Origin of the sequence: Pseudomonas glycinae, assembly GCF_001594225.2 — a bacterium.
Classification (GTDB): Bacteria; Pseudomonadota; Gammaproteobacteria; order Pseudomonadales; family Pseudomonadaceae; genus Aquipseudomonas; species Aquipseudomonas glycinae.
Genome location: NZ_CP014205.2, coordinates 2,550,443 through 2,571,920, shown reverse-complemented (window position 1 = coordinate 2,571,920; position 21,478 = coordinate 2,550,443). Strand labels below are relative to the sequence as shown.

21 protein-coding genes are annotated in these 21,478 nt (G+C 59.7%); 6 read left to right on the top strand and 15 right to left on the bottom strand.

Annotated elements, in window-relative coordinates:
• Positions 1-507: 507 nt before the first annotated feature.
• From hglS to AWU82_RS11485, 3 genes are all read right to left on the bottom strand, one after another.
• Positions 508-1,884 carry a 2-oxoadipate dioxygenase/decarboxylase HglS gene (gene hglS / locus AWU82_RS11495; protein WP_064382391.1) on the bottom strand — a complete coding sequence of 459 codons (1,377 nt, stop codon included), beginning with the start codon at positions 1,882-1,884 and terminating at the stop codon, positions 508-510.
• A gap of 111 nt (positions 1,885-1,995) precedes the next feature.
• Positions 1,996-2,934: an alpha/beta fold hydrolase gene (locus tag AWU82_RS11490; RefSeq protein ID WP_011333489.1), complete on the bottom strand. Its 939-nt coding sequence runs from the start codon at positions 2,932-2,934 to the stop codon at positions 1,996-1,998.
• A gap of 16 nt (positions 2,935-2,950) precedes the next feature.
• Positions 2,951-4,405, bottom strand: coding sequence for a flavin-containing monooxygenase (locus tag AWU82_RS11485; protein WP_064382390.1), 1,455 nt, complete (start codon positions 4,403-4,405; stop codon positions 2,951-2,953).
• A gap of 190 nt (positions 4,406-4,595) precedes the next feature.
• Between AWU82_RS11485 and AWU82_RS11480 the strand changes: the two genes are divergently transcribed.
• Together AWU82_RS11480 and AWU82_RS11475 are read left to right on the top strand one after the other, a co-directional pair.
• A complete protein-coding gene (locus AWU82_RS11480; RefSeq protein WP_064382389.1) occupies positions 4,596-5,669 on the top strand; it encodes a diguanylate cyclase in 1,074 nt (357 codons plus the stop codon).
• Between the two features lie 84 nt (positions 5,670-5,753).
• Complete coding sequence (locus AWU82_RS11475) at positions 5,754-6,980, top strand: M20/M25/M40 family metallo-hydrolase (RefSeq protein ID WP_064382388.1); 1,227 nt, start codon at positions 5,754-5,756, stop codon at positions 6,978-6,980.
• Between the two features lie 88 nt (positions 6,981-7,068).
• Here AWU82_RS11475 and AWU82_RS11470 read toward each other — a convergent pair whose 3' ends face one another.
• The 11 genes from AWU82_RS11470 to AWU82_RS11420 form a co-directional block, all read right to left on the bottom strand.
• Positions 7,069-7,938, bottom strand: a complete 870-nt coding sequence (locus AWU82_RS11470; RefSeq protein WP_007956238.1) for an oxaloacetate decarboxylase — start codon at positions 7,936-7,938, stop codon at positions 7,069-7,071.
• A 180-nt stretch (positions 7,939-8,118) separates the two neighbouring features.
• A complete protein-coding gene (locus tag AWU82_RS11465; RefSeq protein ID WP_064382387.1) occupies positions 8,119-8,301 on the bottom strand; it encodes a hypothetical protein in 183 nt (60 codons plus the stop codon).
• Between the two features lie 37 nt (positions 8,302-8,338).
• On the bottom strand, positions 8,339-8,980 hold the full coding sequence (locus AWU82_RS11460; RefSeq protein WP_064382386.1) for a hypothetical protein: 642 nt from the start codon (positions 8,978-8,980) through the stop codon (positions 8,339-8,341).
• Positions 8,977-9,741 (bottom strand): hypothetical protein, encoded by a 765-nt coding sequence (locus AWU82_RS11455; protein ID WP_139831642.1) that lies wholly within the window; start codon positions 9,739-9,741, stop codon positions 8,977-8,979. The genes AWU82_RS11460 and AWU82_RS11455 overlap by 4 nt, the downstream gene beginning before the upstream one ends.
• A 312-nt stretch (positions 9,742-10,053) precedes the next feature.
• A complete protein-coding gene (gene aruG, locus AWU82_RS11450) occupies positions 10,054-11,088 on the bottom strand; it encodes an arginine N-succinyltransferase subunit beta (RefSeq protein ID WP_064382384.1) in 1,035 nt (344 codons plus the stop codon).
• Positions 11,089-11,143: 55 nt separating this feature from the next.
• The gene (gene astA / locus AWU82_RS11445) at positions 11,144-12,160 is read right to left on the bottom strand and encodes an arginine N-succinyltransferase (RefSeq protein WP_064382383.1); all 1,017 of its coding nucleotides are present in this window, start codon (positions 12,158-12,160) and stop codon (positions 11,144-11,146) included.
• A 118-nt stretch (positions 12,161-12,278) separates the two neighbouring features.
• Positions 12,279-13,628, bottom strand: a complete 1,350-nt coding sequence (locus tag AWU82_RS11440) for an APC family permease (RefSeq protein WP_064382382.1) — start codon at positions 13,626-13,628, stop codon at positions 12,279-12,281.
• 87 nt (positions 13,629-13,715) lie between these two features.
• Positions 13,716-14,468 carry an N-formylglutamate amidohydrolase gene (locus AWU82_RS11435; protein ID WP_064382381.1) on the bottom strand — a complete coding sequence of 251 codons (753 nt, stop codon included), beginning with the start codon at positions 14,466-14,468 and terminating at the stop codon, positions 13,716-13,718.
• Positions 14,452-15,783, bottom strand: a complete 1,332-nt coding sequence (locus tag AWU82_RS11430; protein WP_064382380.1) for a type I glutamate--ammonia ligase — start codon at positions 15,781-15,783, stop codon at positions 14,452-14,454. Before AWU82_RS11430 ends, AWU82_RS11435 begins: the two co-directional genes overlap by 17 nt.
• The gene (locus tag AWU82_RS11425; protein WP_064382379.1) at positions 15,780-16,424 is read right to left on the bottom strand and encodes a cysteine hydrolase family protein; all 645 of its coding nucleotides are present in this window, start codon (positions 16,422-16,424) and stop codon (positions 15,780-15,782) included. Before AWU82_RS11425 ends, AWU82_RS11430 begins: the two co-directional genes overlap by 4 nt.
• Before the next feature lie 2 nt (positions 16,425-16,426).
• On the bottom strand, positions 16,427-17,281 hold the full coding sequence (locus tag AWU82_RS11420; protein WP_007956246.1) for a MurR/RpiR family transcriptional regulator: 855 nt from the start codon (positions 17,279-17,281) through the stop codon (positions 16,427-16,429).
• Positions 17,282-17,601: 320 nt separating this feature from the next.
• On the opposite strand from AWU82_RS11420, the gene AWU82_RS11415 reads away from it, so the two are divergent.
• Positions 17,602-18,174, top strand: a complete 573-nt coding sequence (locus AWU82_RS11415; RefSeq protein WP_064382378.1) for a histidine phosphatase family protein — start codon at positions 17,602-17,604, stop codon at positions 18,172-18,174.
• A complete protein-coding gene (cobF, locus tag AWU82_RS11410; protein WP_064382377.1) occupies positions 18,171-18,926 on the top strand; it encodes a precorrin-6A synthase (deacetylating) in 756 nt (251 codons plus the stop codon). Before AWU82_RS11415 ends, cobF begins: the two co-directional genes overlap by 4 nt.
• Here cobF and ftrA read toward each other — a convergent pair.
• Positions 18,895-19,884, bottom strand: coding sequence for a transcriptional regulator FtrA (ftrA, locus tag AWU82_RS11405; RefSeq protein WP_064382376.1), 990 nt, complete (start codon positions 19,882-19,884; stop codon positions 18,895-18,897). The genes cobF and ftrA overlap by 32 nt on opposite strands.
• A gap of 100 nt (positions 19,885-19,984) precedes the next feature.
• On the opposite strand from ftrA, the gene AWU82_RS11400 reads away from it, so the two are divergent.
• On the top strand, positions 19,985-20,419 hold the full coding sequence (locus AWU82_RS11400; RefSeq protein WP_011333504.1) for a rhodanese-like domain-containing protein: 435 nt from the start codon (positions 19,985-19,987) through the stop codon (positions 20,417-20,419).
• Between the two features lie 253 nt (positions 20,420-20,672).
• The gene (gene aotJ, locus AWU82_RS11395) at positions 20,673-21,452 is read left to right on the top strand and encodes an L-arginine-binding protein AotJ (protein ID WP_007956251.1); all 780 of its coding nucleotides are present in this window, start codon (positions 20,673-20,675) and stop codon (positions 21,450-21,452) included.
• Positions 21,453-21,478: the final 26 nt, after the last annotated feature.

Below are 21,478 nucleotides of genomic sequence, written 5' to 3'. Positions count from 1 at the left end.
TGAAGTTGTTGAAGAAATCTTCGAAAGCTTCTGAAAATAATCACTTGACAGCAAATGAGGCTGCTGTAGAATGCGCGCCTCGGTTGAGACGAAAGATCTTAACCAACCGCTCTTTAACAACTGAATCAAGCAATTCGTGTGGGTGCTTGTGGAGTCAGACTGATAGTCAACAAGATTATCAGCATCACAAGTTACTCCGCGAGAAATCAAAGATGTAACCAACGATTGCTGAGCCAAGTTTAGGGTTTCTTAAAAACCCAAAGATGTTGGAGCGTGCCAGCTTTTGGTGCGCCCCCGGGAGCCGGGGACTTGACCGCTCTGGATCGAGGCTTTGAGCGTTTTTTGATCAGCCAGGTAGCTCGAAGTGCGCAAGAAGTTGCGCAGTACTGCGCAACTTCTTGCGCACTTGGCTGGAAGCCTTGAAACACATGGCCTCCAGCGGAATTGGTGAGCATTTTTACGAAACAAGTGCGCAACTTCTTGCGCAGTATGGCCAATCGCCGCTGTTCACGCGGAGCGGGCAATTGCAGTGAGGCATTCCTCGATCGAACGTTGCTGGGTTTCGGCATACAGGCCCAACTCATCAATGGTCGAACGCCCCAAGGCCAACTCGAACGCCTGTCGATTGGAATGTTCGCCATAGTGCGCCTGCGCCGCGTCCCCCAGGTTCGACTGAAAAATCCCTGCCGCACTGACTGGCAGGAAATCTTCGTACACCAGCGGTTCGGCTTTCACATAGCCGTCGCGTAATAATCCTTGCAGCGTTACATCTGCGGGACGACCTACTTTGCCTGTCAGGAAATAACGGAAGTACGCCAGTTCCTGCTCGCGCATGCCCTCGAGGCTGTCAGGGAATTCGCTGAAATGCTGGGTCATAAGGGCGTTGTAGCGTGAGGCGTTGGCTTCGTTGGGGAAATCGCCCAGTTCATCGCGCGCCGCGTTCAGCAGGCGGTCGTACAACGCACGGCCCTTGGGGGTCAGCGCTGCGCCACGTTGTTCGATTTCGCCGAAGCGGGCGCTGTGGCTGCCGCGGGTTTGTGTCTGGTCGGTGAAGGCGATCGGCTCGTCCAGCGCCTTGAAACTGGTCTGACGCAACAGGATCGGATGCTGCCGGCGCGGCGGGCCTTCGATCACCGCTTTGGGCGTGATGCCGTGCAGCGGCATCTGTGCCTGGACAACGTCGATGTCCAGTGTGCGCGGGGTCAGGTGGTTGATGTGCGGGCCCTTGAAGGCCACGACATCGGCGATCAAGCGATGCTGGGCGCTGAGCGTCTGGTATTGCGCGGCAGTGACGGTGGCGCTGTGGTGCCAGCGAAAAGTCTCCAGCGCTTGCAGGACAAATTCCCCGGCCTCGGATTCATTCAGACCGCCAGCCGATTCGGCCTGTTCGATCAACCTTAGCGCCGATGGCGTAAAGATCGAACGCTTATCCAGCACCGATTGCGCGAAGGCCCGCAGCTCGGGGTCTTCAATCAATACCAGTCGCAGCAACGAAGTGAACACCCGGAACGGACTGACCTGCAGCGCATCTTCATGCACCGCCCGGAACGCCGTGGAGTGCACCGGCACCCCGGCAGGGGTCAGGTCGTAATAGCCCACCGGTTGCATGCCCATCACCGCAAACAGGCGGGAGAGGGTGGCCAGTTCGGTGGCGGTGCCGACGCGGATGGCGCCGTGGCGCTCCATGTCCAGCCGTTCGATTTCGCCAGTGCTGTGCAGTTGACTGGCGATTTGCGGCTCGCGTGCCAGCACGTCGCGGTTGGTCTCTTCCACCAGTTCCATCAACGCGCCGTACAGCGGCACTTCTTCGCGGTACATGTCGGACATCGCTTTGGAAAAGCGTTGGCGGATCAGGTCGGGGCTGACGAAAGGCTGCACGGTCATGAAAAAAATTCCTGGCACGGTCACGTAAAAGGTGTTGGAAAAGATCGCAGCCTTCGCCGACGCGGGCAAACGAAGAATCCTACGGACTTCATTCTGCCAACGACTGACCGTTTACCTGTCCTGGCGCGAATGCTCCCCCAGAAACTCCCGATACAGACGTGCCGTGTTCGACGGTTGCTCGACCATCGGCATATGGCCGACGCCATCCCAGACATCGACCCGCAAATTGCTGATGCCTTTGCTCCACACCGGCACGCTGCTGACGTCGATCAACCGGTCCTTGCGGCCCCAGAGCAACAGTGCCGGGCATTTGATGTCCGGCAGTTTCGGCTCCATCGGCGGGCTGGCGCGAAAATCGCGGAAGATCTCTTCCAGTTCGTCGCGGCATTGTTCGTAACGCTGGGCGATGGCGTCCAGCACCAGGCCGGGCACCCACGGTGGCGAGGCCATGGTCATGGCATAGAAACGTCGGAATTCTTCCCGGGAATTGATCAGGAACGGATTGTGCCCACGGGCCAGGTGGCGCTCCATGTCGCTGGGCTCGGGCGCAGTGACGCCCGCCGGGTCGATCAGCGCTACCGAAGCGATGCGATCCGGGTAGGTCGCCGCCAGCCACGCGGCGATGTAGCCGCCCATGGAGTTGCCGATCACGTGGACTTTCTCGACGCCGCAGACGTCGAGCAACTGGATCATGCGCTTGGCCTGCACCGGGATGTCGTAGCCACCGCCGGCCTTGAAGCCGGTTTCACCGTGGCCGGCCAGGTCCGGGATGATCACCCGATACTGCCCGACAAAATGCCGGGCAAAGCGCAGCCACAGGTTCTTTTCGGCGCTGTAGCCGTGCAGCATCAAGATGCTGCTCGACGCTTCATAAGGCCCGCCTTGCCAGGTCGACACGGTCATTTCGGCAATCGGCACTTCGATCTTGTGTAACCGGTACAGCCTGGCCTCCAGGGCCGCGCTCAGATCGTAGAGCCAGTGGCCGACCGCCGGGTAACTCAACCAGCTCCAGGCCACGAAAACCGCGAGGGCGACAAACAACAAAAGCATCGTGGGTCTTCCTTGTTCAAGACAGAATGTGGTCGGCCGGTTTCAGCGCCCGGGTCAACCGGTGATAGCTGAAACTGAAGCCGGGAAACATCGCGATCACATGACCGCTCCTGCTTTGATACCAACTGTGGCAGCCGCCGGTTTTCCAGACCGTGCGCTCCATTTCCCGGTGAATCATCTGAGTGTAGGTACGTTCTGCTTCGGGGCGAACTTCGATGCTGCGCAGACCTTTGGCCTGCACCGTGCGGATACAGTCGAGGATGTAGTTCATCTGCGATTCGATGATGAACAGCGCCGAAGTATGCCCGATGCCGGTGTTCGGCCCGGTGACGATAAACAGGTTGGGAAAGTCCGGCAGGCTGGTGCCGAGGTAGGCGCGCGGGTATTGCGCCCACACGTCGCGCAGTTGCACGGCGTTTTTTCCGCTGACCGGGTAGGAAATCACGCCGTCGGTGGCGTCGTAACCGGTCGACCAGACGATCAGATCGACGTCGATGTGCTGGCCGTCCGTGGTGATGATGCCGGTTTCGTCGAGGCTGGCGATGCCTTGCTCGCGGCTGTGCAATGTGACGTTGGGCCGGGTCAGCGCCGGGTAATAGGTGCTGGAGAGCAGCACCCGTTTGCAGCCGATGGTGAAGTCCGGTGTCAGTTTTTTCCGCAACTCGGGGTCAGTCACTTGGCGTTTGAGAAACTTCAGGGCTTGGCGCTGCACCATGTGAATCGCCGGTTTCGAGTATTTGAAGGCGATGACCCGGGTTTCGAATTGCCAGTAGATCATCCAGCGCAGCAGTTTGTAGGCGGGTTTCAGACCCAGCAGCCAGCGCTGGAACCGACCGAACGTACGGTCGGCCCGGGGCAGCACCCAGTGCGCGGTGCGCTGAAACACGTGCAATCGGGCGACCTTCGGCGCAATCGCCGGAATCACCTGAGCCGCACTGGCGCCGCTGCCGACAATCGCTACTCGTTTACCGTGATAGTCGTAGCTGTGATCCCAATTGTTTGTATGAAAGGTCTTGCCCTGAAAGCGATCCTGACCGGGGAAGTGTGGGACAACCGGTTGGCTCAACGGCCCGGTGGCATTGATCAGGAACTGCGCATAAAAAATGCCTTTGGTGCCAGTGTGTACGGCCCAGCGCTTTTCGGTGTCGTCCCATTCGACGCGCTCGACGTTGGCCTCCAGTTCCACCCGGTCGCGCAGGCCGAAGCGTTCGATTACATGGTCGGTGTAGCGGTGCAGTTCGGCCTGTTCGGCGAACATCTGCGTCCAGCGATAAGGCGCAAATGACAAGGAATACAGCGGCGACGGCACATCCACCGCTGCGCCGGGGTAGGTGTTCTGGCACCAGGTGCCACCGAAAAAGTCCCGGCGTTCCAGCAAGCGAAAGTCGTCGATACCCGCCTTGAGCAGATTGACCGCCGCGCATTGGCCGCCAAAACCGCTGCCGATAATCAACACTTGGTAGGTCTGCATGGGCCTCCTTCTTAGAGTCTTTTTTCCATTTTCATCCTTTCATGTATAGCCAATCATTTGCCTGCCGTGTGGTGCTGATGACGGGGTATTCGGCCCGCTGGCCGGTGATGGCTATTTAACGTTGCCCTGATAGACTCCCAGCACATCCGGTCTGCGGTCTGCGCAGTGCCGTCGAGTGGTCGAGGCCCTTATGGGAAGAACGGGAGGAAAGGGACTTTCACTGGCCAGGAGGCTCTATGCATCGCGAATCCTCGGGCTGGTCCTGGGGCTTTTGTGCGTGAGCGTCGCGATGTACCCGCTCGATCCACCCGCCTGGGTCTGGGCGCTGATGCTGTTCAACGGCCTGGTCTGGCCACACCTTGCTTATCAATGGGCTCGTCGGGCGAAGGTTCCTTACCACGCCGAACACCGCAATCTGTTGATCGATGCTTTTCTCGGTGGCTTCTGGGTGGCGTCCATGCACTTCAATCCCTTGCCCAGTGCCACGACCATTTCGATGATGGCGATGAACAACGTTGCCATCGGCGGCTTGCGTTTTCTGCTGGCCGGGGCGGCGGCGCAGTTGCTTGGTGTCGGCGTTGGGCTGGTGGTATTTGCCCCGGCGTTCGTCCCGATGACCACGCCGGCACAGCTTTATGCCTGTCTGCCGTTGTTGACGCTGTATCCGCTGGCGCTGGGCTGGATCTGCTTTCGCCAGGCCTACACCCTTGGCTTGCATAAACGTGAACTTCTGGCCCTGAGCCGCACCGATAGCCTCACCGGTCTGCTCAATCACGGCGCCTGGAAGGATCAACTGGAAATCCAGTTCGAACGCTGCAAGCGCCAGCAGACCGGTGCGGCGATTGCGCTGATCGACATCGACCACTTCAAGGCGATCAACGACACCTACGGCCACGTGGCCGGCGATATCGTTCTGCGTCAACTGAGCAAGATGCTCAAGCAGAACCTGCGCATGGCCGATGTGGCGGGGCGCTACGGCGGTGACGAGTTCTGCGTGATCCTGCCGGACTTGCCGCTGTTCAATGCAGCGCAGGCGATGGAAGCATTGCGTGAGCGTTTTTCCTTTCTGGTGTATGACCAGAATCCGGCGCTGAAAGTCAGCCTGAGCATTGGTCTGGCGGCGCTCGACCCGGCTCACGGCGACGCGACGCGCTGGCTCGATGACGCCGATCAGGCACTGTATGAAGCCAAGGCCGGCGGACGTAACCGGGTGATTTGCTGCAGCGATAACAACCCGCGACGCGAGGTATTTGATTCGGTTTGAACAGATCGGGTGTCGCATCGGGGATAGAGCCTTGGGCGGATGTCAGGTACGGTTCAGTACCCGACACGAAACAAGGATTGATTCATGACGTTCAAATTCCGTCGTTCTCTGCTGGCCGGCCTGTCCCTCACTTTTGCAGCCTCCGGTGTCTTTGCCGAACCGCACAAACAAGTGCTGGCCGATGCCGAGCAATACAAGCCCGAAGCCCTGAAATTGCTCGAACGGCTGGTCAATATCGATTCCGGTTCCGGCTATGAACCGGGGCTCAAGCAAGTCAGCGACATTGCCATCGATGAGCTGAAAAAGCTTGGCGCAACTATCGAGTTGGTGCCGAACATCCCGGAAAAAACCAACCATGTGCTCGCCACGCTCAAAGGCACCGGCAAGGCGAAAATCCTGCTGATGGCGCACATGGACACGGTGTTCAAGGAAGGCTCCGCCGCCGAGCGACCGTTCCACATCAAGGACGGCCGCGCCTACGGGCCGGGTGTGATGGACGACAAGGGCGGAATCGTCGCCGGCATCTATGCGCTGAAAATCCTCAAAAACCTCGACTTCAAGGACTACGCGCAAATCACCTTTCTGCTCGATGCCAGCGAAGAAACCGGCTCGGACGTCGCCACCGACCTGATCAAGAAAACCGCCAAACTCCACGACGTCACCCTCAACCTCGAACCGGGTCGTCCGGCCGATGGTCTGGTGGTGTGGCGCAAGGGCAGCGCCACCGCGCTGGTGGAGGTCAAAGGCAAGGCTGCCCACGCCGGCGTCGCGCCGGAACTGGGGCGCAACGCGGCGATGGAGGCGGCGCATCAGATCCTGCAACTGGGCAAACTCGGCGACGAGGCCAAGAAAACCACCATCAACTTCACCGTGCTCAAGGCTGGCGACCGCACCAACGTGATCCCGGATCAGGCCACGGCCAAGGCTGACGTGCGAGCGGCGGTGCCGGAAGAATTTGACCGGATCGAGAAGGATCTGGCGCGGGTGTCGCAGGACAAGTTGATTCCTGACACGGAGGTGAAGACTTCATTGCAACGCGGTTTGCCGCCGATGCCGCAGACGGCTGAGTCGGATCGCTTGATGGCGATGGCCCAAGGGATCTACGGTGAGATTGGCCGCAAGTTGACCGAAGAAGGTAGTGGCGGGGCGGCGGATGCGAGCCTGTCGGCCGGGGTAGGGACGCCGACGCTGGACGGGTTCGGGATTGTCGGCGGCAACATTCATACGCCGGAGGAATACGCGGAGGTGGAGAGCGTGGCGCCGCGGATTTATCTGTTGTCGCGGATGATTATGGAGTTGGCGAAACGGTAACGGCAGGCAGCGGTTTCGCGGCGGGCGCCATGCGAGTGAACTCGTGATGGCGTCGGGCCGCTCTGCCTCTTTGTAGCGTGGTGCGAGGTTACTCTTTGACGCTCATGTATTCCTTGGCCCAGAGGATGTATTCCTCAGGCTGGGTGTAGGTGTGGGTCAGTTCGGTGGCGCTCAGGTCGGAGGCCTGGGTGAAGATCTGGCGCTGTTCGCGCAGGCTGTCGTAAGTCGCCTTGATCGCCGCGAAGTAAGCACCGTGGCCGTCGATGGTGACGCGCACGCCCAGTTCGGCCAGGCGTTTGTCGTCGCGCAGCGCCGGGTTGCCGTAGGTCACCAGCATCAGCGGGACGGTCAGGTGTTCGGCGATCTGCTCGAGTTGATCGAAGTCCTGGATGCCAACCATGCAGATACCGTCGGCGCCTGCTGCCTGGTATTGCTTGGTGCGGCTGATGATTTCCTGGTTCGGCAGGATACCGGCGTTGGTCCGCGCGATGATCGCCATTTCCGAATCGACCCGGGCTTCCAGTGCTGCGCGGATCTTGCCGACGCCTTCGGCGACGGTGATCAGGTCGGTGGATTTACGGCCGAACTGGGCCGGCAGCAGGGTATCTTCGATGGTCAGCGCGGCGACACCGGCGCGTTCCAGTTCGACGATGGTGCGCATTACGTTCAGGGCGTTGCCGTAGCCGTGGTCGGCGTCGGCGATCACCGGCAATTGGGCGACACGGCCGATGCGGGTGGCCTGCTCAGCGAATTCGCTGAGGGTGATCAGGGCAAAGTCCGGAGCGCCCAGAACCTGCAACGAGGCGACCGAGCCGCCGAGAATCCCAACTTCAAAACCCAGGTCAGCGGCAATGCGGGCGGACATCGGATCGAACACCGAGGCTGTGTGATAGCAGGTGTCGGAAGCCAGCAGCTGACGGAAGTTACGGCGCAAATCTTGATGAGAAAGCCTGGTCATACGAGTTCCACCAATACAAAGGAATGGAAAGGCTTGAGCAAAGGTGTCAACGCCGAAGGTGAAAAGGCTATCACGCGAATGGGTCAAGGATCATGACGAATTTTTACAGGGCGACAAACAAAAGAGGCCGCAGACGTTTACCGTCTGCGGCCTGATTCGCTCCTGGGCGAAGGCAAAAAATTAAGCCTTCTGGATCTCGCCCCAGATTTTTTTTATTTCGTGGATGTTACCGACGTTGAAACGCGGAATGACCAATTGGGAGCAAAGAATCGAGGGCTCATCCGTTTTCAGGTTAGTGTTGATGACGCTGCTGTCTGCACGCAGAAGCGGGACGTCGTTGAAGTTGTACTGAGTCATGCTCATGTGATTTTCCTTTTTTATTTGTGTGGTCGGCATATGGCTAACCGTGGTTGAACAGGGACATCGTCTTCTCGTAAAAAGCGATTTCCTGCATGGCAATGCCGGGGTAGATCGGCACGTAGTTTTCGTCGAAGCACCAGGCTTCTTCGCTTTCTTGTGCCCGCGGAGCATGAATTAACAGACTCAGCGAGGCAGACATCTGTTGCGGCGGCAGTTGGCGATGAATCTCATAAAGTGGCTTCATATGAAGAACTTCACCGGGCGCCAGTTTTAGTTCGTGTTCCTCTCCAAGTTGTGGTCGTACTCCGCAACTGATAGGCGTGTGATCGAGAATTTCGCGTTTGATTGTCGTGTAGCCATCTCCGGCATAACCGACGCAATACATCTCAAAGTCGTGTGTATGGTTCAGACCGTAGATGAATGTATCGCCTTCTTCTTTCGAGTTGACGGGTGACCAGAATCCCAGGCGAACAGTGTATTTTTCGTTTGAGTGCAGCACGAAGGCATAAGCGTTATAAAGCATGTGTTTAACGCTGAAGCCATTCTGCTGGATGCCTTGGTATAAATATTCGCTTAATAAGGTTCTATGCGTAGCTAGACTTTTCAGGTCCTCGATTATTTTGTTGTGGTCACACTCTGTGTCGTACGTGTTCATGCGCTGAATGAACGTCTCGATATTCATTGTGCGCACTCCTGTTGGTAATCGAGGAAGCTGTTCAACTTGTCATTCCGCAACAGCCTCATCACTGGCGCATAAGCCAATGCGGCTTGTCTGTCTTGCTCCGCGATCACATTGAAAGCATTCCAGGCCACAGCCGCATGGCTGTGATAGACGAGTTCTTCGGCAACCTTTCGACGTTGCGGGTCTTGGGCAACTTCCAACAATTCCAGAGCGACCAGGAAGCGCGCTGCGCTTTGATCGTTCGGCAACCAGGCAACTTTTTGCAGCGTCTGTCGATCGTAGACGCTGATGTCTGCACGTCTGTCCACCAGGGTCATCGCACCGAAGGCAATGTCTGGGGCGCATTCATACAGTTCTTTGGTGCCGTCGATGTACAACGGGCTACCCTCGTTTATGGTAACGCTGCCAATATGCTTGAGGCCGTTGTCGTCGATCTGGTAGTGCTGAACGTCGAACGAATGACCGTCAATGGAAAACAAAAAAGTCTTGCCCGGAATCGAGTACATATAAGGCGAAGCTGCGTTATTGCCGGGGATTTTGATGCTGATATTGCCAATGTCGTTGCAATAAAGCGTCAGGTTGTTGTTGTGTAAGTTGGTGATGTTGAGAATGCGTGTCTTGTAGAGAATGTGTTCTGGTGTTTTGTTTTTGTTATTGATTGTTTTTACAAGTTTCTCGACTTCCGCTCGCATGTTGCAAGTTCTGATTTCTTGCAGTAGCTCTGATGGCGAGAGACTGTTGGTTAATAGTTTGGTGATCATGCTGTTTCAGTTTGGTGTTGAGTTGGGGTGACTTTAGTCAGTTGGATGTAAAGTCGCAAACCTTGAGGTGTGAGTAGTTGTGTTTATATATGTTTGTTTATGTTTTTATTTGAAATGGTCGATGATGAAACGAATGGGATGGTTGTTTTCGGGCTGTTTGACTGTTCGCCCACAGCTTTACGCCCGGTGCAAGCCATTGGCTTTGACCGTTTCGGGAGTACTTCAAGGTTTTGCGCTGCGATTAACGAGGAAGGGGGAGGGCGGGGCTGCTGGTGCGATTGTGGAGCAGCCCTTGGTTGGAACGGTTGCCGTTCAGGCCGCCACCGCCTGCTGCTGTTGATTGGGTAACGGCACCGCCCGCACCGAATTACCCGGTTGCAATTGCAGGCGTTTGGCAGTGAGACGGTCGATCACCAGACTGCTGCCTATCCGGCGTCCCGCTGCGACGGTAATGCGGCAGTTTTCCAGGCGTCGGTTGTGGATCAGCCACAGCGGCGCCTGATCGTCCGGCGTGCCAATGCTCAGGGTCAGTTCCAGGCTGTCGCGCACCGTGCGGATGCTGCGGATCGGCGCCTCGATGACCGGGCCGCCGTCAAAAATGTCGATGTAGCCTTTATGGGCGAAACCCTCGGCCTGGAGAATCTTCAGTGCCGGCTCGGTGTTGGGGTGGGCCTGGCCGATCACGGCCTGTGCCTGTTCGGTGAGCAGGCAGGTGTACAGCGGCTGGCGCGGCATCAGTTCGGCGATGAACGCCTTGTTGCCCAGCCCGGACAAGTGGTCGGCGTGACTGAAATCCATCTGGAAGAAGTGCCGGCCCAGACTGTCCCAGAACGGCGAACAGCCTTGTTCGTCGGCGCTGCCACGCAGTTCGGCAATCATCTTTTCGCCGAACAGGTGCGGGAATTCAGCGACAAACAGCAAACGCCCCAGCGACAGCAGACGTCCATTGCTGCCGTGGCGCTGATCGTGGCGCAGGAACAGCGAGCACAGTTCCGATTGGCCGGTCAGTTCATTGTTGAGGAACAGGGTCGGGATCTGCCGCTGGATGCCAAGATCCGGTGCCGAGCTGACGGTCAGCCCGACCCGGTAGTTGTACCAGGGCTCGCGCAGGCCGACGGCGCCGGCCAGGGCGCTGACACCGACCACTCGCTGCTCGTCGTCTTCAAGCACGAACAGATAATCGGCATCGGCCCGCTCGACCTGTTCGGCGAACGCCCGTTGCGCCCAGCGTACCCGGTGGGCCAGGCGATCTTCATTGGCGGGCAGGGTGGTGAACCCCGGCCCGGCCTGTTGCACCAGCGTCATCAACGCTGGCAGGTCGCTGACTTTGACCGGACGGACAATCATGCTGCAACTCCTTTTGCGCGCCAGTTCGGGCACTGTCGTTGGGTAGGGGCGCGGTTCACAGGGCGATTACCCGGATCGTGCCGCCAGCGCGGACGTTGAGCGCCGCGCACAGGGCCGGATTGAGCGCCAGGGGCTGACCGGGCTGATAATCCAGCTCGGCGACCACGGCCCGAAAACCATGCAGAGCATCGTTGCTCACCAGATAGCGACCGCGAGCATCGATCAGGGGTTCCTCCTGAACCTTGGCTGTCTGGCTAAGGGCGATCGAACGAATATTCGCGGTGCGTGCATATAAGGTCGGGCCGGCATCGAACAGATCGATGTAGCTGTTGGTTTCAAAACCCTCGCGCTCAAGGATGTCGAAAGCTTCCTGGCCGTCCGGGTGGATACGGCCGATGCAGTCCTGCGCCGCCTGCGGCAGCATCGGCACGTAGATCGGATATTGCGGCATCAGTTCGGCGAGAAACGTACGGCTCTGCAAGCCGCACAGTCGCTCGGCCTCGACGTAGGGCAGGTCAAAGAAATGTTTGCCCAGCGCATCCCAGAACGGTGAATGGCCTTGCTCGTCGCTGTAGCCGACGATTTCAGTGATCACTGCTTCGGCAAAACGTGACGCGTGAGCGGCGATGAACAGCAGCCGTGCCCGCGACAGCAATTCGGAAAACGGCGTGCGCACCAGTGCCGCGTCGATGTGGAAACCGCGCAGCAGTGTGTGTCCGCTCAGGTCGTGGCACAGCGACAGCGCCGGCACGCCGTGCTCGATGTTCAGCTCCCGCGAAGCGCTGGTGAAGTGGCGGTTGCGCAGGCTGTAGAACGGCTCGTTGAAACCTGCGGTGGCGAGAATTTCCGAACAGCCGACCAGTCGGCGGCTGTCGATGTCTTCCAGCACGAAGAAGTAATTCTCCGGGCCCTGGGCCACGGCATCGCTGTCGAACGAGGCGCAGGACGCGGCGATTTTTTCGCCCAGGCGTTCGCTGTCGTCCGGCAGGGACGTGACGCCCACCAGGCTGTCGCGCGCCAATTGTTGCAATTGAGGCAGGTCGTTTGGCTCGACTGGACGTAAGACCAGCATGGATGCACTCCTGTATCAAAAGGTTCGGCCCATTCGCCGAACCTGACTATCACTGTCGGTTTCCACGCGTTAAAGCGGCGGTCGCCTGATTTGTTGTCAGACGCCGCTCTTTTTCTTGTCAGCCATTGCTCGGGTCAGGCAGCGCGGTACTGGCGCCGAGCTTGTTCAGGAAGAACAGGTACACCAGACCCAGTGCGATCCAGATCAGGCCGAGTTTCTGTGCATCGACGCCCATGTTGTACATGATGGCCGCGACGATGATGAAGCCGATCACCGGGCAGATCAGGTGACGGATCACCTGGGCGGATTTCTGCCGGCGCCAGTAGTAATTGATCACGGTCAGGTGCAGCAGCATGAAGCCGCTCAGGGCGCCGAAGTTGACCAGCGAGGTCAGGGTGTCCACCGAATTGATGAACAGGTAGCAGATCACCAGCGACAGCACGGCTACCAGATAGATGCTCAGGTACGGTGTGTTGTGTTTCGGATGCACCTTGGCCAGCACTTTCGGCAGCTTGCCGTCGCGGGCCATGCCGAACAGCAGACGCGAGACTGCCGCTTGCGAGGTGATCGCTACCGCCACGCCCCAGGCCAAAGCGGTCGCGACACCGGTCAGGGTCGCCAGCCAGCTGCCGGCAGCGATTTCGGCGATTTCATAGAACGCGGTATCGGCGGATTTGAAGCCCATGCCGGCTGCCAGATCGGTGGCGATCCAGGTTTGTGCGACGAAAATCACACCCATCACCACCAGAGTGATCAACGCCGCTTTGCCGACACTGCGGCCCGGATCGCCCTTGATCTCTTCGGCAAGGGTGGAGATCGCATCGAAGCCGAGGAACGACAGCACCGCAATCGAAACCGCTTGCATCAGCAGAGCGAAGTTGAAGGTTTCCGGGTGATACAGCGGCGCCAGGGTCAACTGGCCGTTGCCGCCACCGTTGTGCAGGGCATTCCAGGCGTAGAACAGGAAAATCCCCAGTACCACCAGCTGCGCCAGCAGGAACAGGATGTTCATGCGGGCGGTAAAGGTGATGCCGCGCAGGTTGACGAAAGTCGCGCTGACCAGGAATGCCAGAATGAAGCCGACCTTCGGGATGTCCGGATACAAGTGGTTGAGCGCCATCGCCGCGTACACGTACAGCAGCGGCGGAATCAGCAGGTAATCGAGCAGCATCAGCCAGCCGGCGATGAAGCCGACATGTTGATTCAGGCCCCGCTGTGCGTAGGAATAGACCGATCCGGCAATCGGAAAGGCTCGTGCCATGCTGCCGTAGCTCAGCGCGGTGAAGACCATCGCCACCATGCCGATGATGTATGCCAAAGGCACCATCCCCGGTGCCTCGGCATTGACGTAGCCATACACGCCGAACGGGGCGATGGGGATCATGAAGATCATCCCGTACACCACCAGATCGGTCAGTGTCAGGCTACGTTTCAACTCCTGTTTGTAGCCAAACTCTTCTATTTCCATGAAGCGCAACTCCTTGTCAGCCAATCGGTCGTTTTAGTTGTTATATCGGTCCGTCGTTTACAGCGTCAGCGGTGGTTACATCAATCCTTACAGCAATGGAGCCAGATAATCCGCCCAGCGAGTCACCGCTTCCGGGCTGCGCAGCAGGTCGTTGCGCACCTCGATCAACACCGACTCCAGGCCCCGGGCATCGCCGTGCACCGGCACGGTCATGTCGCCCAGCGGGTCGATCCTGTAGGGCTGGTTGCCGGCGACTTTCAACGGATGTCGCTCCAGACCGTCGAGCATCCGCTGGGCATAGGCCCTGGCCTGACCGAACAACACGCCGACTTCCAGCTCCCGCGGCTGGCCGTAGTACACCGGGGTGAAGCTGTGAATCCCCACCACCCGCACCGGCCGACCTTCGGCCAGACGTGCATCGATCAATTGCTGCAGCCGCGTATGAAACGGCTTGAACAGGCTCTGGCGACGGTATTCGCGGGTGGCCTCGTCAAGCTCACGGTTGCCCGGCACCTGATAGATCTCGCTCTGCGCCGGAATGCTGTCGAGCGCATGCCGAGGGCGGTTGAGGTCGATCAGCAGGCGCGAATAGTTGGCGCTCAACAGCGTGGCGCCCAGTTGCTCCGACAATTGCTCGGCCAGCGCCAGGGCGCCGATGTCCCAGGCAATGTGTTCGCGCGCCGCCGTGTCATCCAGACCCAGATTGTTCAGGGCTTCGGGGATGTAGCGACTGGCGTGTTCGCACACCAGAATCAGCGGGTGCGTCGAATCTTCACGGCTCAGGTTGTAGACCGGTCGGGTGTACAACCCAAGCTCGGCGGATTCAGTACAGGCGTGCATAGTGCTCACACAGGTCAGCGGGCGAGAGCTGTTCCGTCAGCGCCAGTTCCTCGGTTTTAAGGGCGAAAAAGGTTTCGAGCAATACGCCAGGCAGCGCTTCGATCAGCGCTTCACTGCGACGCAGGCAATCCAGTGCCTGGGCCAGGGAGGCGGGCAGGGCGACGATGCCTCGGGCCTTGCGTTGTTCGTCGTTGAGTGAATCGGGTATTTCATCAGTGATGGCGTTTAGCGCCAGACGCTGCTCAATGCCCAGACGCCCGGCAATCAACAGCACGGCCATCGCCAGATGCGGCGAGGCGGTGGCATCCAAGGCGCGGAATTCCAGGTTGTACTGCACTGCCACGGGTTTGCCGCCCAGGCTGACAGTCGGGCAGATGCGCAGCGCCGCTTCGCGGTTTTGCTGGCCCAGACAGGCGTAGGACGCGCTCCAGTGATGCGGTTGCAGACGTTCATACGACACCGGCGTCGGTGCAGTGAACGCGCACAGCGCCGGCAAGTAATGCAGCACGCCCGCCGCCCAGTGCTGACCCAGGGTCGACAGACCATTGCTGGTGCCGGCGTCGTAAAGCATCGGCTGACCGGCCAGGTCCAGCAGGCTGACGTGCAGGTGCACGCCGTTGCATACCGCGTCGGCGGCAGTCTTCGGTGCGAAGCTCAAGTCCAGGCCCATCTGCCGGGCGATCTCGCGGGTAATCTCGCGCACGTTCACCGCGCGATCCGCCGCCGCCACGCCAAGGGCCGGACGGCAGGTGATTTCGTATTGATGCTTGCCGTATTCGGGCAGGAACATTTCCGGCTCGACGCCGCCGGCGCGCAGCGCGCTGAGCAACCAGCCACCGAATTCCGCACCTTGGCGCTGGGCTTCGAGCGAGAAGGCCAGATGTTCGGCAAACCCGGCGTGCAGGTTGAATTCGTGTTCGAACGCGGCGTTGATCTGCAGGCCAAGCTCATCGCGATAGCGCTCGACCTCATTGCGCAGCAGGGTGCGCGGGCAGGCCGCCCATGGTCGGCCATCGGTTTCGCGGATGTCGCCATGGATGAAATCCAGTGCTGGCGCTGCGGCGTCCGGGCCGTTGCCGACGGTGACGCGGCTGGCCAGATCGGGAATCAGCCGCAGGTCGCCATAAGCGCCCCACGGACTGGTCGAGGCAATGATGTCCTGCGGCGTCAACGCGCTGTTGGCCGGCACCCAGCCACAACCGGCGGCCTGATAGTGCTCCAGCTCATCGGTGGGAAACGAGCGGCCACGGGTGACGCCGATCAGGTCGGTGGTGACGATGGTGGTCATCGGCAACGGCGACAGGCGTTCGCTCATGGCTGCATCTCCTGCAACCGGCCGAGCACGGTGTCGGTGTCGGTGATCCAGCAGTAGCCCTTGATCGCATTCAGGCAGGCGTCGTGGCGTGCTTCGGTGTACGTCGCGCAGGCGTCCGCCACCAGGGTGACGAGGTAGCCACGATCGGCGGCGTCGCGCACGGCCATGTCCACGCACTGGTCGGTGACGATGCCGGCGATGATCAGGTGACGGGTTTGCAGATTGCGCAGCACGTAGTCGATGTTGGTCGAGTTGAAGACCCCGGACGAGGTCTTGGGCAGCACGATTTCGTTTTCTTTCGGGGTCAATTCGGCGATGACCTGGGCCTGCGGGCTGCCCTTGGGCAGGTGCATGTCCGACAGCTTGTGATCCAGCGAGCGATCGCGGCCGTCGGCGGTCAGGCTTTCGATCAGGGTGTGCAGCACGTTCTGTCGTGCGTCGCGGAAGGCGTTGAGCAATCGGACCTGATTGGGCACCACTTGCGAGCGCGTGCGGTTGAGGAAGTACGCGGCATCCGGGCCTTCGAGGTGCGGGTCGAACTGCGGCTCGAGCCAGGCGCGCTGCATGTCCACCAGCAACAGAGCGGTGTGGTCGGTGACAAACGGCAGGTCCCGCGGCGAGCGATGGGGAAGGCTGAACATCCTTATTTATCCTCCAGCAAATGGGTGTCGAAGTCGTTGCGCAGGGCATCGATGCCTTCCAGGCGATCGGCCAGGTCCGGGCAACGCAGGGTCAGGCAGGCAATCAATGCCTCGACCTGGGCCAGCGCCGGGACCATGGTGTCGAACGGCGAGGCCGACTCCACCGGAGCGCTGATGATCATGTCGGCCAGTTCGCGCAGCGGCGAGGCATAGATGTCGGTGAACAGCACGACGCGGGCGTTGTTGTTCTTCGCCGCGCTCGCCACGCGCAAGGCCTGGGTCTGGTAGCGGCGATAGTCGAACACCAGCACCACGTCCTGACGTTGCAGGTCGAACAGGCGGTCGGGCAGTTGCGCGTTGTCTTCCAGCGCAAAGCAACCGGGGCGCAGCAGACGCAAATGATTGAGCAGGTAAGTCGCCATCAAACTGCTGAAGCGTCCGCCGAAGCAGTAGACCTGATGGCGGGTGTCGAGCAGCCAGTCGGCCAGAATTCGCACATCTTCCGGCTGGGTCAGGGCCTGGGTCTCGGCCAGCAGGTTGTGGCTGTGAGCCAGATAATGACTCCAGGCATCGTCCTTGTTCTGATGCGAGCGCGGCTGCAACAGAGTGCGCGGCGAGCGCAGGCGATGGTCCATGTCGCTGAGCAGGGCGTCCTGGAATTCGGCGTAACCACCGAAGCCGAGTTTTTTCACCAGCCGCACGATGGTCGGATCGCTGACGCCGGCATGTTCGGCCAGGCGCGCCATCGGGCCAAGCCCGTTGCGTGGATACTGATCGAGCAAGGCGCGAACGACTTTGCGTTCCGACGGCGTCAGGTCAAGGCCGGGGTCGGTGATCAGGTCTCTGAGAGGGGGCATCCGGGCTCCTGCTGGATGGGGTGTTGAATTCGCTTCATAATCCGTTAAAACAGTATTTATGTAACTGACGCTACATGTCTAGTGAATTTTTCCGCGTTTAAACCAAGCCCCAAAATGGGGCGGGATGCCCGTAACGCAAGGGCTACACGGATGTCGATCAGTCTTGTAGTCCATTGCCCATCGTGGTGTCAGATATCGTCGCTTTCACACACTCAAGACATCCAATCGACTTGCCCGGGGGCTCCCGGGTTACGGCACAATCACCGTTACATCCGCGAATTTGCCGATGACCGTCCTGTCTTCCAGCCGAGTGACTTCCCGTGCAGACCACCCGTTTGACATTGATCTGCCATGCCAGAACCGTCGCACAAAAATTGGCGTGTTTTCCTACGAACGAACCTGTTGAAGAAACGGCGCTGGCGTCCTGCTCGCTGGCTTCGCGTTTCGACACATCATTCCGTCTCATTTGCGGCCCGGAATTGCGTACCCGCCAGACGGCGGCGTGGTTTGGCCATGAAACGCACATCGATCAGGCTCTGCGTGATTGCGACTGGGGAGGCTGGCAAGGTCAGTCGATCAAGGCACTGCAACAGAACGAACCCGAGGCGTTGCAAGCCTGGCTCGAAGACCCACACGCCGCCCCCCATGGGGGTGAGTCGGTGGCGCAGTTGCGTGAGCGGGTCGCCGCGTGGCTGGTTTCACTGCAAACCACACCGGGACACGTGGTGGCGGTCACCCATCCGTTCGTGATTCGTGCTGCCTTGATGCAGGTCGTGCAGGGCGAGGCGTTTCACAGCATCGATGTCGAGCCGCTGGCGGCGGTCGATCTGCGGTTTGCCGGACGCTGGCGGCTACGCTTGTCCGGCATGAGTGTGGAAGGAGCAGAGCCATGAAGCGATTGCTGGTGATCGGCATCGGTGCCGGCAACCCGGATTACATCACGATGCAGGCGGTGAAGGCGCTGAACCGGGTGGACGTGTTTTTCCTGATGGACAAGGGCCAGAGCAAGGACAAGCTGATCGAGCTGCGGCGGGAAATCTGCGAGCGCTACATCACCGATCGTACCTACCGCTTCGCCGAGGCCCACAGCCCGGAACGCGAGCGCGGCGAGGTGGACTACAGCGCCAGCGTCGATGATCTGAACCGCGCCAAGCAGCAAACCTTCGAACGCCTGATCAACGACGAATTGGCTGACGGGCAGTGCGGCGGCTTTCTGGTGTGGGGCGATCCGGCGTTGTACGACAGCACAATCCGTATCCTGCAGGCGATTCTGGCCTCGGGGCGATGCGAGTTTGAATTCGAAGTCATTCCCGGCATCACCAGCGTTCAGGCGCTGGCGGCGCAGCACAAGGTGCCGCTGAACAGCATCGGCCGCTCGATTGAAATCACCACCGGCCGACGCCTGGCGGCGGGGCAGGTAAGTGACACGGACAGCCTGGTGGTGATGCTCGACGCGGAAGATTCCTACCACCAAGTGGCAGATCAGGAGACAGAGATTTACTGGGGCGCCTACCTCGGCACGCCGGATGAAATCCTCATCCATGGCAAGCTCGGCGACGTTGCCGATGAGGTCGAGCGGGTACGCAAGGCTGCGCGGGCCGAGCATGGCTGGATCATGGACACCTATCTGTTGCGCAAGCCTTGATCTCACGACCAAAGCGCTCGCGATACACCGACGGCGGCACCCCGACCACGCTGCGAAATGCCACACGGAAGCTTTCCACTGAACGATAGCCACAGCGCAGGGCGATCTGCTCGGTGTTCTGCGGCGTGCTTTCCAGCAATTCCCGGGCTCGGGCCAGACGCTCGTGTTGCAGCCACGCTTTGGGGGACTGGCCGCTGGCCTCCGTGAATTTGCGCAGGAAGGTGCGTTCGCTCATCGCCGCTTCGCTGGCCAGATCGCGCACTTCCAGCGGTTCGTGCAAGCGCTCGCGGGCCCACTGCATCACGCGTGACAGGTCGCTGCGCGGTGTCGGGCTGACCGGTGTCGGAATGAACTGCGCTTGACCGCCGGTGCGCTGCGGCGACATTACCAACCGTCGCGCCACCGCGTTGGCGATCTGCGTGCCGAAGTCCCGCGCTACCAGATGCAGGCAGGCATCGATCCCGGCTGCGCTGCCGGCCGAAGTAATCAGTTGGCCGGAATCGACGTACAGCACGTCCGGATCGACATCAATGGCCGGGAAGCGCTCGGCCAGCTCCGAGGTGTAGCGCCAGTGGGTGGTCGCGCCGTGTCCGTCGAGCAGGCCGCTGGCGGCCAGTACAAACACGCCCGAACAGATCGACAGCAACCGGGCGCCGCGGGAATGGGCATCACGCAATGCTTCAAGCAAGACCTCCGGCACCGGTGCATTTCGGTCGCGCCAGCCGGGAATGATGATGGTGCGCGCATCCGCCAGCAGCTCAAGACCGCCATCGGCCAGCACCTGGATCCCGCCCATGGCGCGCATCGGGCCTTGATCGACTGCCGCAATGCAGTGCTCGTACCACGGAAAGTCGAACTCCGGCCGGGCCAGGCCGAAAATCTCCACGGCAATGCCGAATTCAAATGTGCAGAGGCCATCGTAGGCCAGAATCGCGACCAATCCAGGTGAATCAGGCATTTGGCGGAAAATTCCCGGTGAGTGTCTTGTGCGCCACTGTAGCGGCAAGCGGCGGCTCGATAAAGTCTGTTCATCCCCACAGACAAAGGAGTGATTCAACATGCCCAGCCTGGTTCGTGAAATTCCTGCCGCCCCTTCGGCCATTGCCCTGATGCATTTCAGCAACCGTCTGACCTTTGAAACCGATTGTTCCGACGTCTTCAGCAGCCAGCAAGCTGGCGAGATCGATTTTGTGCTGGTCGATGTGCGCGGGCCGCTGGCTTTCGAGCGTGGTCATGTGCCAGGGGCGATCAACATTCCGGGGCGTTTGCTGACGGCGGAAGGGCTGGCGAACTACCCGAAAAACACACTGTTCGTGGTTTATTGCGCCGGTCCCCACTGCAATGGCGCCAACAAGGCCGCGGTGAAGCTGGCGGCGCTGGGTTATCCGGTCAAAGAGATGATCGGCGGGGTGACCGGTTGGCTGGATGAAGGCTTTCAGTTGAGCGTAACGGCACCGCGCGTCGCCACTGCCCCGATCGCTTGCGATTGTTGATAGCCGGAAAGTTGCCGCTTCGGCGGCACTTTTGTCGGCTTTGTCCTACAACCCGCGCACCGCTCTGACGCACACTTTTCCCAGGTGATGGCACTCGCCGATTTTCTGTAAGTATTTGTCGCTTAAAAACAATTTGCCCCGTGCGCGCCGCCATAGACTGCCGGCCACTTCGGTTTCTTTGCGCTGTACAGCCCTAGGCCGAACCTGATAATCGAAAGCTGCCAATAAAAGCCTCCGCACACGGGAGTAATAAATGAAAAAGCTGGTTATGTTCGGTGCCCTGGCACTGTCGATGTTGTCCCTGACCGCCGTGGCCGAAGACGCCAAGCCGATCCGTATCGGTATCGAAGCCGGTTACCCGCCATTCTCGATGAAAACCCCTGACGGCAAACTGGCCGGTTTCGACGTGGACATCGGCGATGCGCTGTGTGAGCAGATGAAAGTCAAATGCACCTGGGTCGAGCAAGAGTTCGACGGCCTGATCCCGGCGCTGAAAGTGAAGAAGATCGACGCGATCCTGTCCTCGATGACCATCACTGACGACCGCAAGAAAAACGTCGATTTCACCATCAAGTACTACCACACCCCGGCGCGCTTCGTGATGAAGGCAGGCTCCGGCGTGAAAGACCCGCTGGTCGAGCTCAAAGGCAAGAAAGTCGGCGTGCTGCGCGCCAGTACCCACGACCGCTATGCCACCGAAGTACTGGTGCCGGCCGGCATCGAGCTGGTGCGTTACGGCTCGCAGCAGGAGGCCAACCTGGACATGGTGTCCGGTCGTATCGACGCAATGCTGGCCGACTCGGTCAACCTGAGCGACGGCTTCCTGAAAACCGACGCCGGCAAAGGCTTCGAATTCGTCGGCCCGACCTACGAAGACGCCAAGTACTTCGGCGGCGGCGCCGGTATCGCCGTGCGTAAAGGCGATACCGAGCTGGCGGAAAAATTCAACACCGCCATCAACGAAATCCGCGCCAACGGCAAGTACAAGCAAGTGCAGGACAAGTACTTCGACTTTGACGTATACGGCCATTAATACGCCGTAGAAAAAAGTGGCCCCGT

Bases quoted from the DNA above. Each gene is read 5' to 3' on its own strand.
- aotJ (WP_007956251.1), top strand. From the start codon at position 20,673: ATGAAAAAGCTGGTTATGTTCGGTGCCCTGGCACTGTCGATGTTGTCC.
- AWU82_RS11475 (WP_064382388.1), top strand. From the start codon at position 5,754: ATGACGTTCAAATTCCGTCGTTCTCTGCTGGCCGGCCTGTCCCTCACT.
- AWU82_RS11420 (WP_007956246.1), bottom strand. From the start codon at position 17,281: ATGCCCCCTCTCAGAGACCTGATCACCGACCCCGGCCTTGACCTGACG.
- AWU82_RS11490 (WP_011333489.1), bottom strand. From the start codon at position 2,934: ATGCTTTTGTTGTTTGTCGCCCTCGCGGTTTTCGTGGCCTGGAGCTGG.
- AWU82_RS11400 (WP_011333504.1), top strand. From the start codon at position 19,985: ATGCCCAGCCTGGTTCGTGAAATTCCTGCCGCCCCTTCGGCCATTGCC.
- ftrA (WP_064382376.1), bottom strand. From the start codon at position 19,884: ATGCCTGATTCACCTGGATTGGTCGCGATTCTGGCCTACGATGGCCTC.
- astA (WP_064382383.1), bottom strand. From the start codon at position 12,160: ATGCTGGTCTTACGTCCAGTCGAGCCAAACGACCTGCCTCAATTGCAA.
- AWU82_RS11465 (WP_064382387.1), bottom strand. From the start codon at position 8,301: ATGAGCATGACTCAGTACAACTTCAACGACGTCCCGCTTCTGCGTGCA.
- AWU82_RS11470 (WP_007956238.1), bottom strand. From the start codon at position 7,938: ATGACCAGGCTTTCTCATCAAGATTTGCGCCGTAACTTCCGTCAGCTG.
- AWU82_RS11480 (WP_064382389.1), top strand. From the start codon at position 4,596: ATGGGAAGAACGGGAGGAAAGGGACTTTCACTGGCCAGGAGGCTCTAT.
- AWU82_RS11440 (WP_064382382.1), bottom strand. From the start codon at position 13,628: ATGGAAATAGAAGAGTTTGGCTACAAACAGGAGTTGAAACGTAGCCTG.
- AWU82_RS11455 (WP_139831642.1), bottom strand. From the start codon at position 9,741: ATGATCACCAAACTATTAACCAACAGTCTCTCGCCATCAGAGCTACTG.
- hglS (WP_064382391.1), bottom strand. From the start codon at position 1,884: ATGACCGTGCAGCCTTTCGTCAGCCCCGACCTGATCCGCCAACGCTTT.
- AWU82_RS11430 (WP_064382380.1), bottom strand. From the start codon at position 15,783: ATGAGCGAACGCCTGTCGCCGTTGCCGATGACCACCATCGTCACCACC.
- AWU82_RS11485 (WP_064382390.1), bottom strand. From the start codon at position 4,405: ATGCAGACCTACCAAGTGTTGATTATCGGCAGCGGTTTTGGCGGCCAA.
- AWU82_RS11460 (WP_064382386.1), bottom strand. From the start codon at position 8,980: ATGAATATCGAGACGTTCATTCAGCGCATGAACACGTACGACACAGAG.
- aruG (WP_064382384.1), bottom strand. From the start codon at position 11,088: ATGATTGTCCGTCCGGTCAAAGTCAGCGACCTGCCAGCGTTGATGACG.
- AWU82_RS11435 (WP_064382381.1), bottom strand. From the start codon at position 14,468: ATGCACGCCTGTACTGAATCCGCCGAGCTTGGGTTGTACACCCGACCG.
- cobF (WP_064382377.1), top strand. From the start codon at position 18,171: ATGAAGCGATTGCTGGTGATCGGCATCGGTGCCGGCAACCCGGATTAC.
- AWU82_RS11425 (WP_064382379.1), bottom strand. From the start codon at position 16,424: ATGTTCAGCCTTCCCCATCGCTCGCCGCGGGACCTGCCGTTTGTCACC.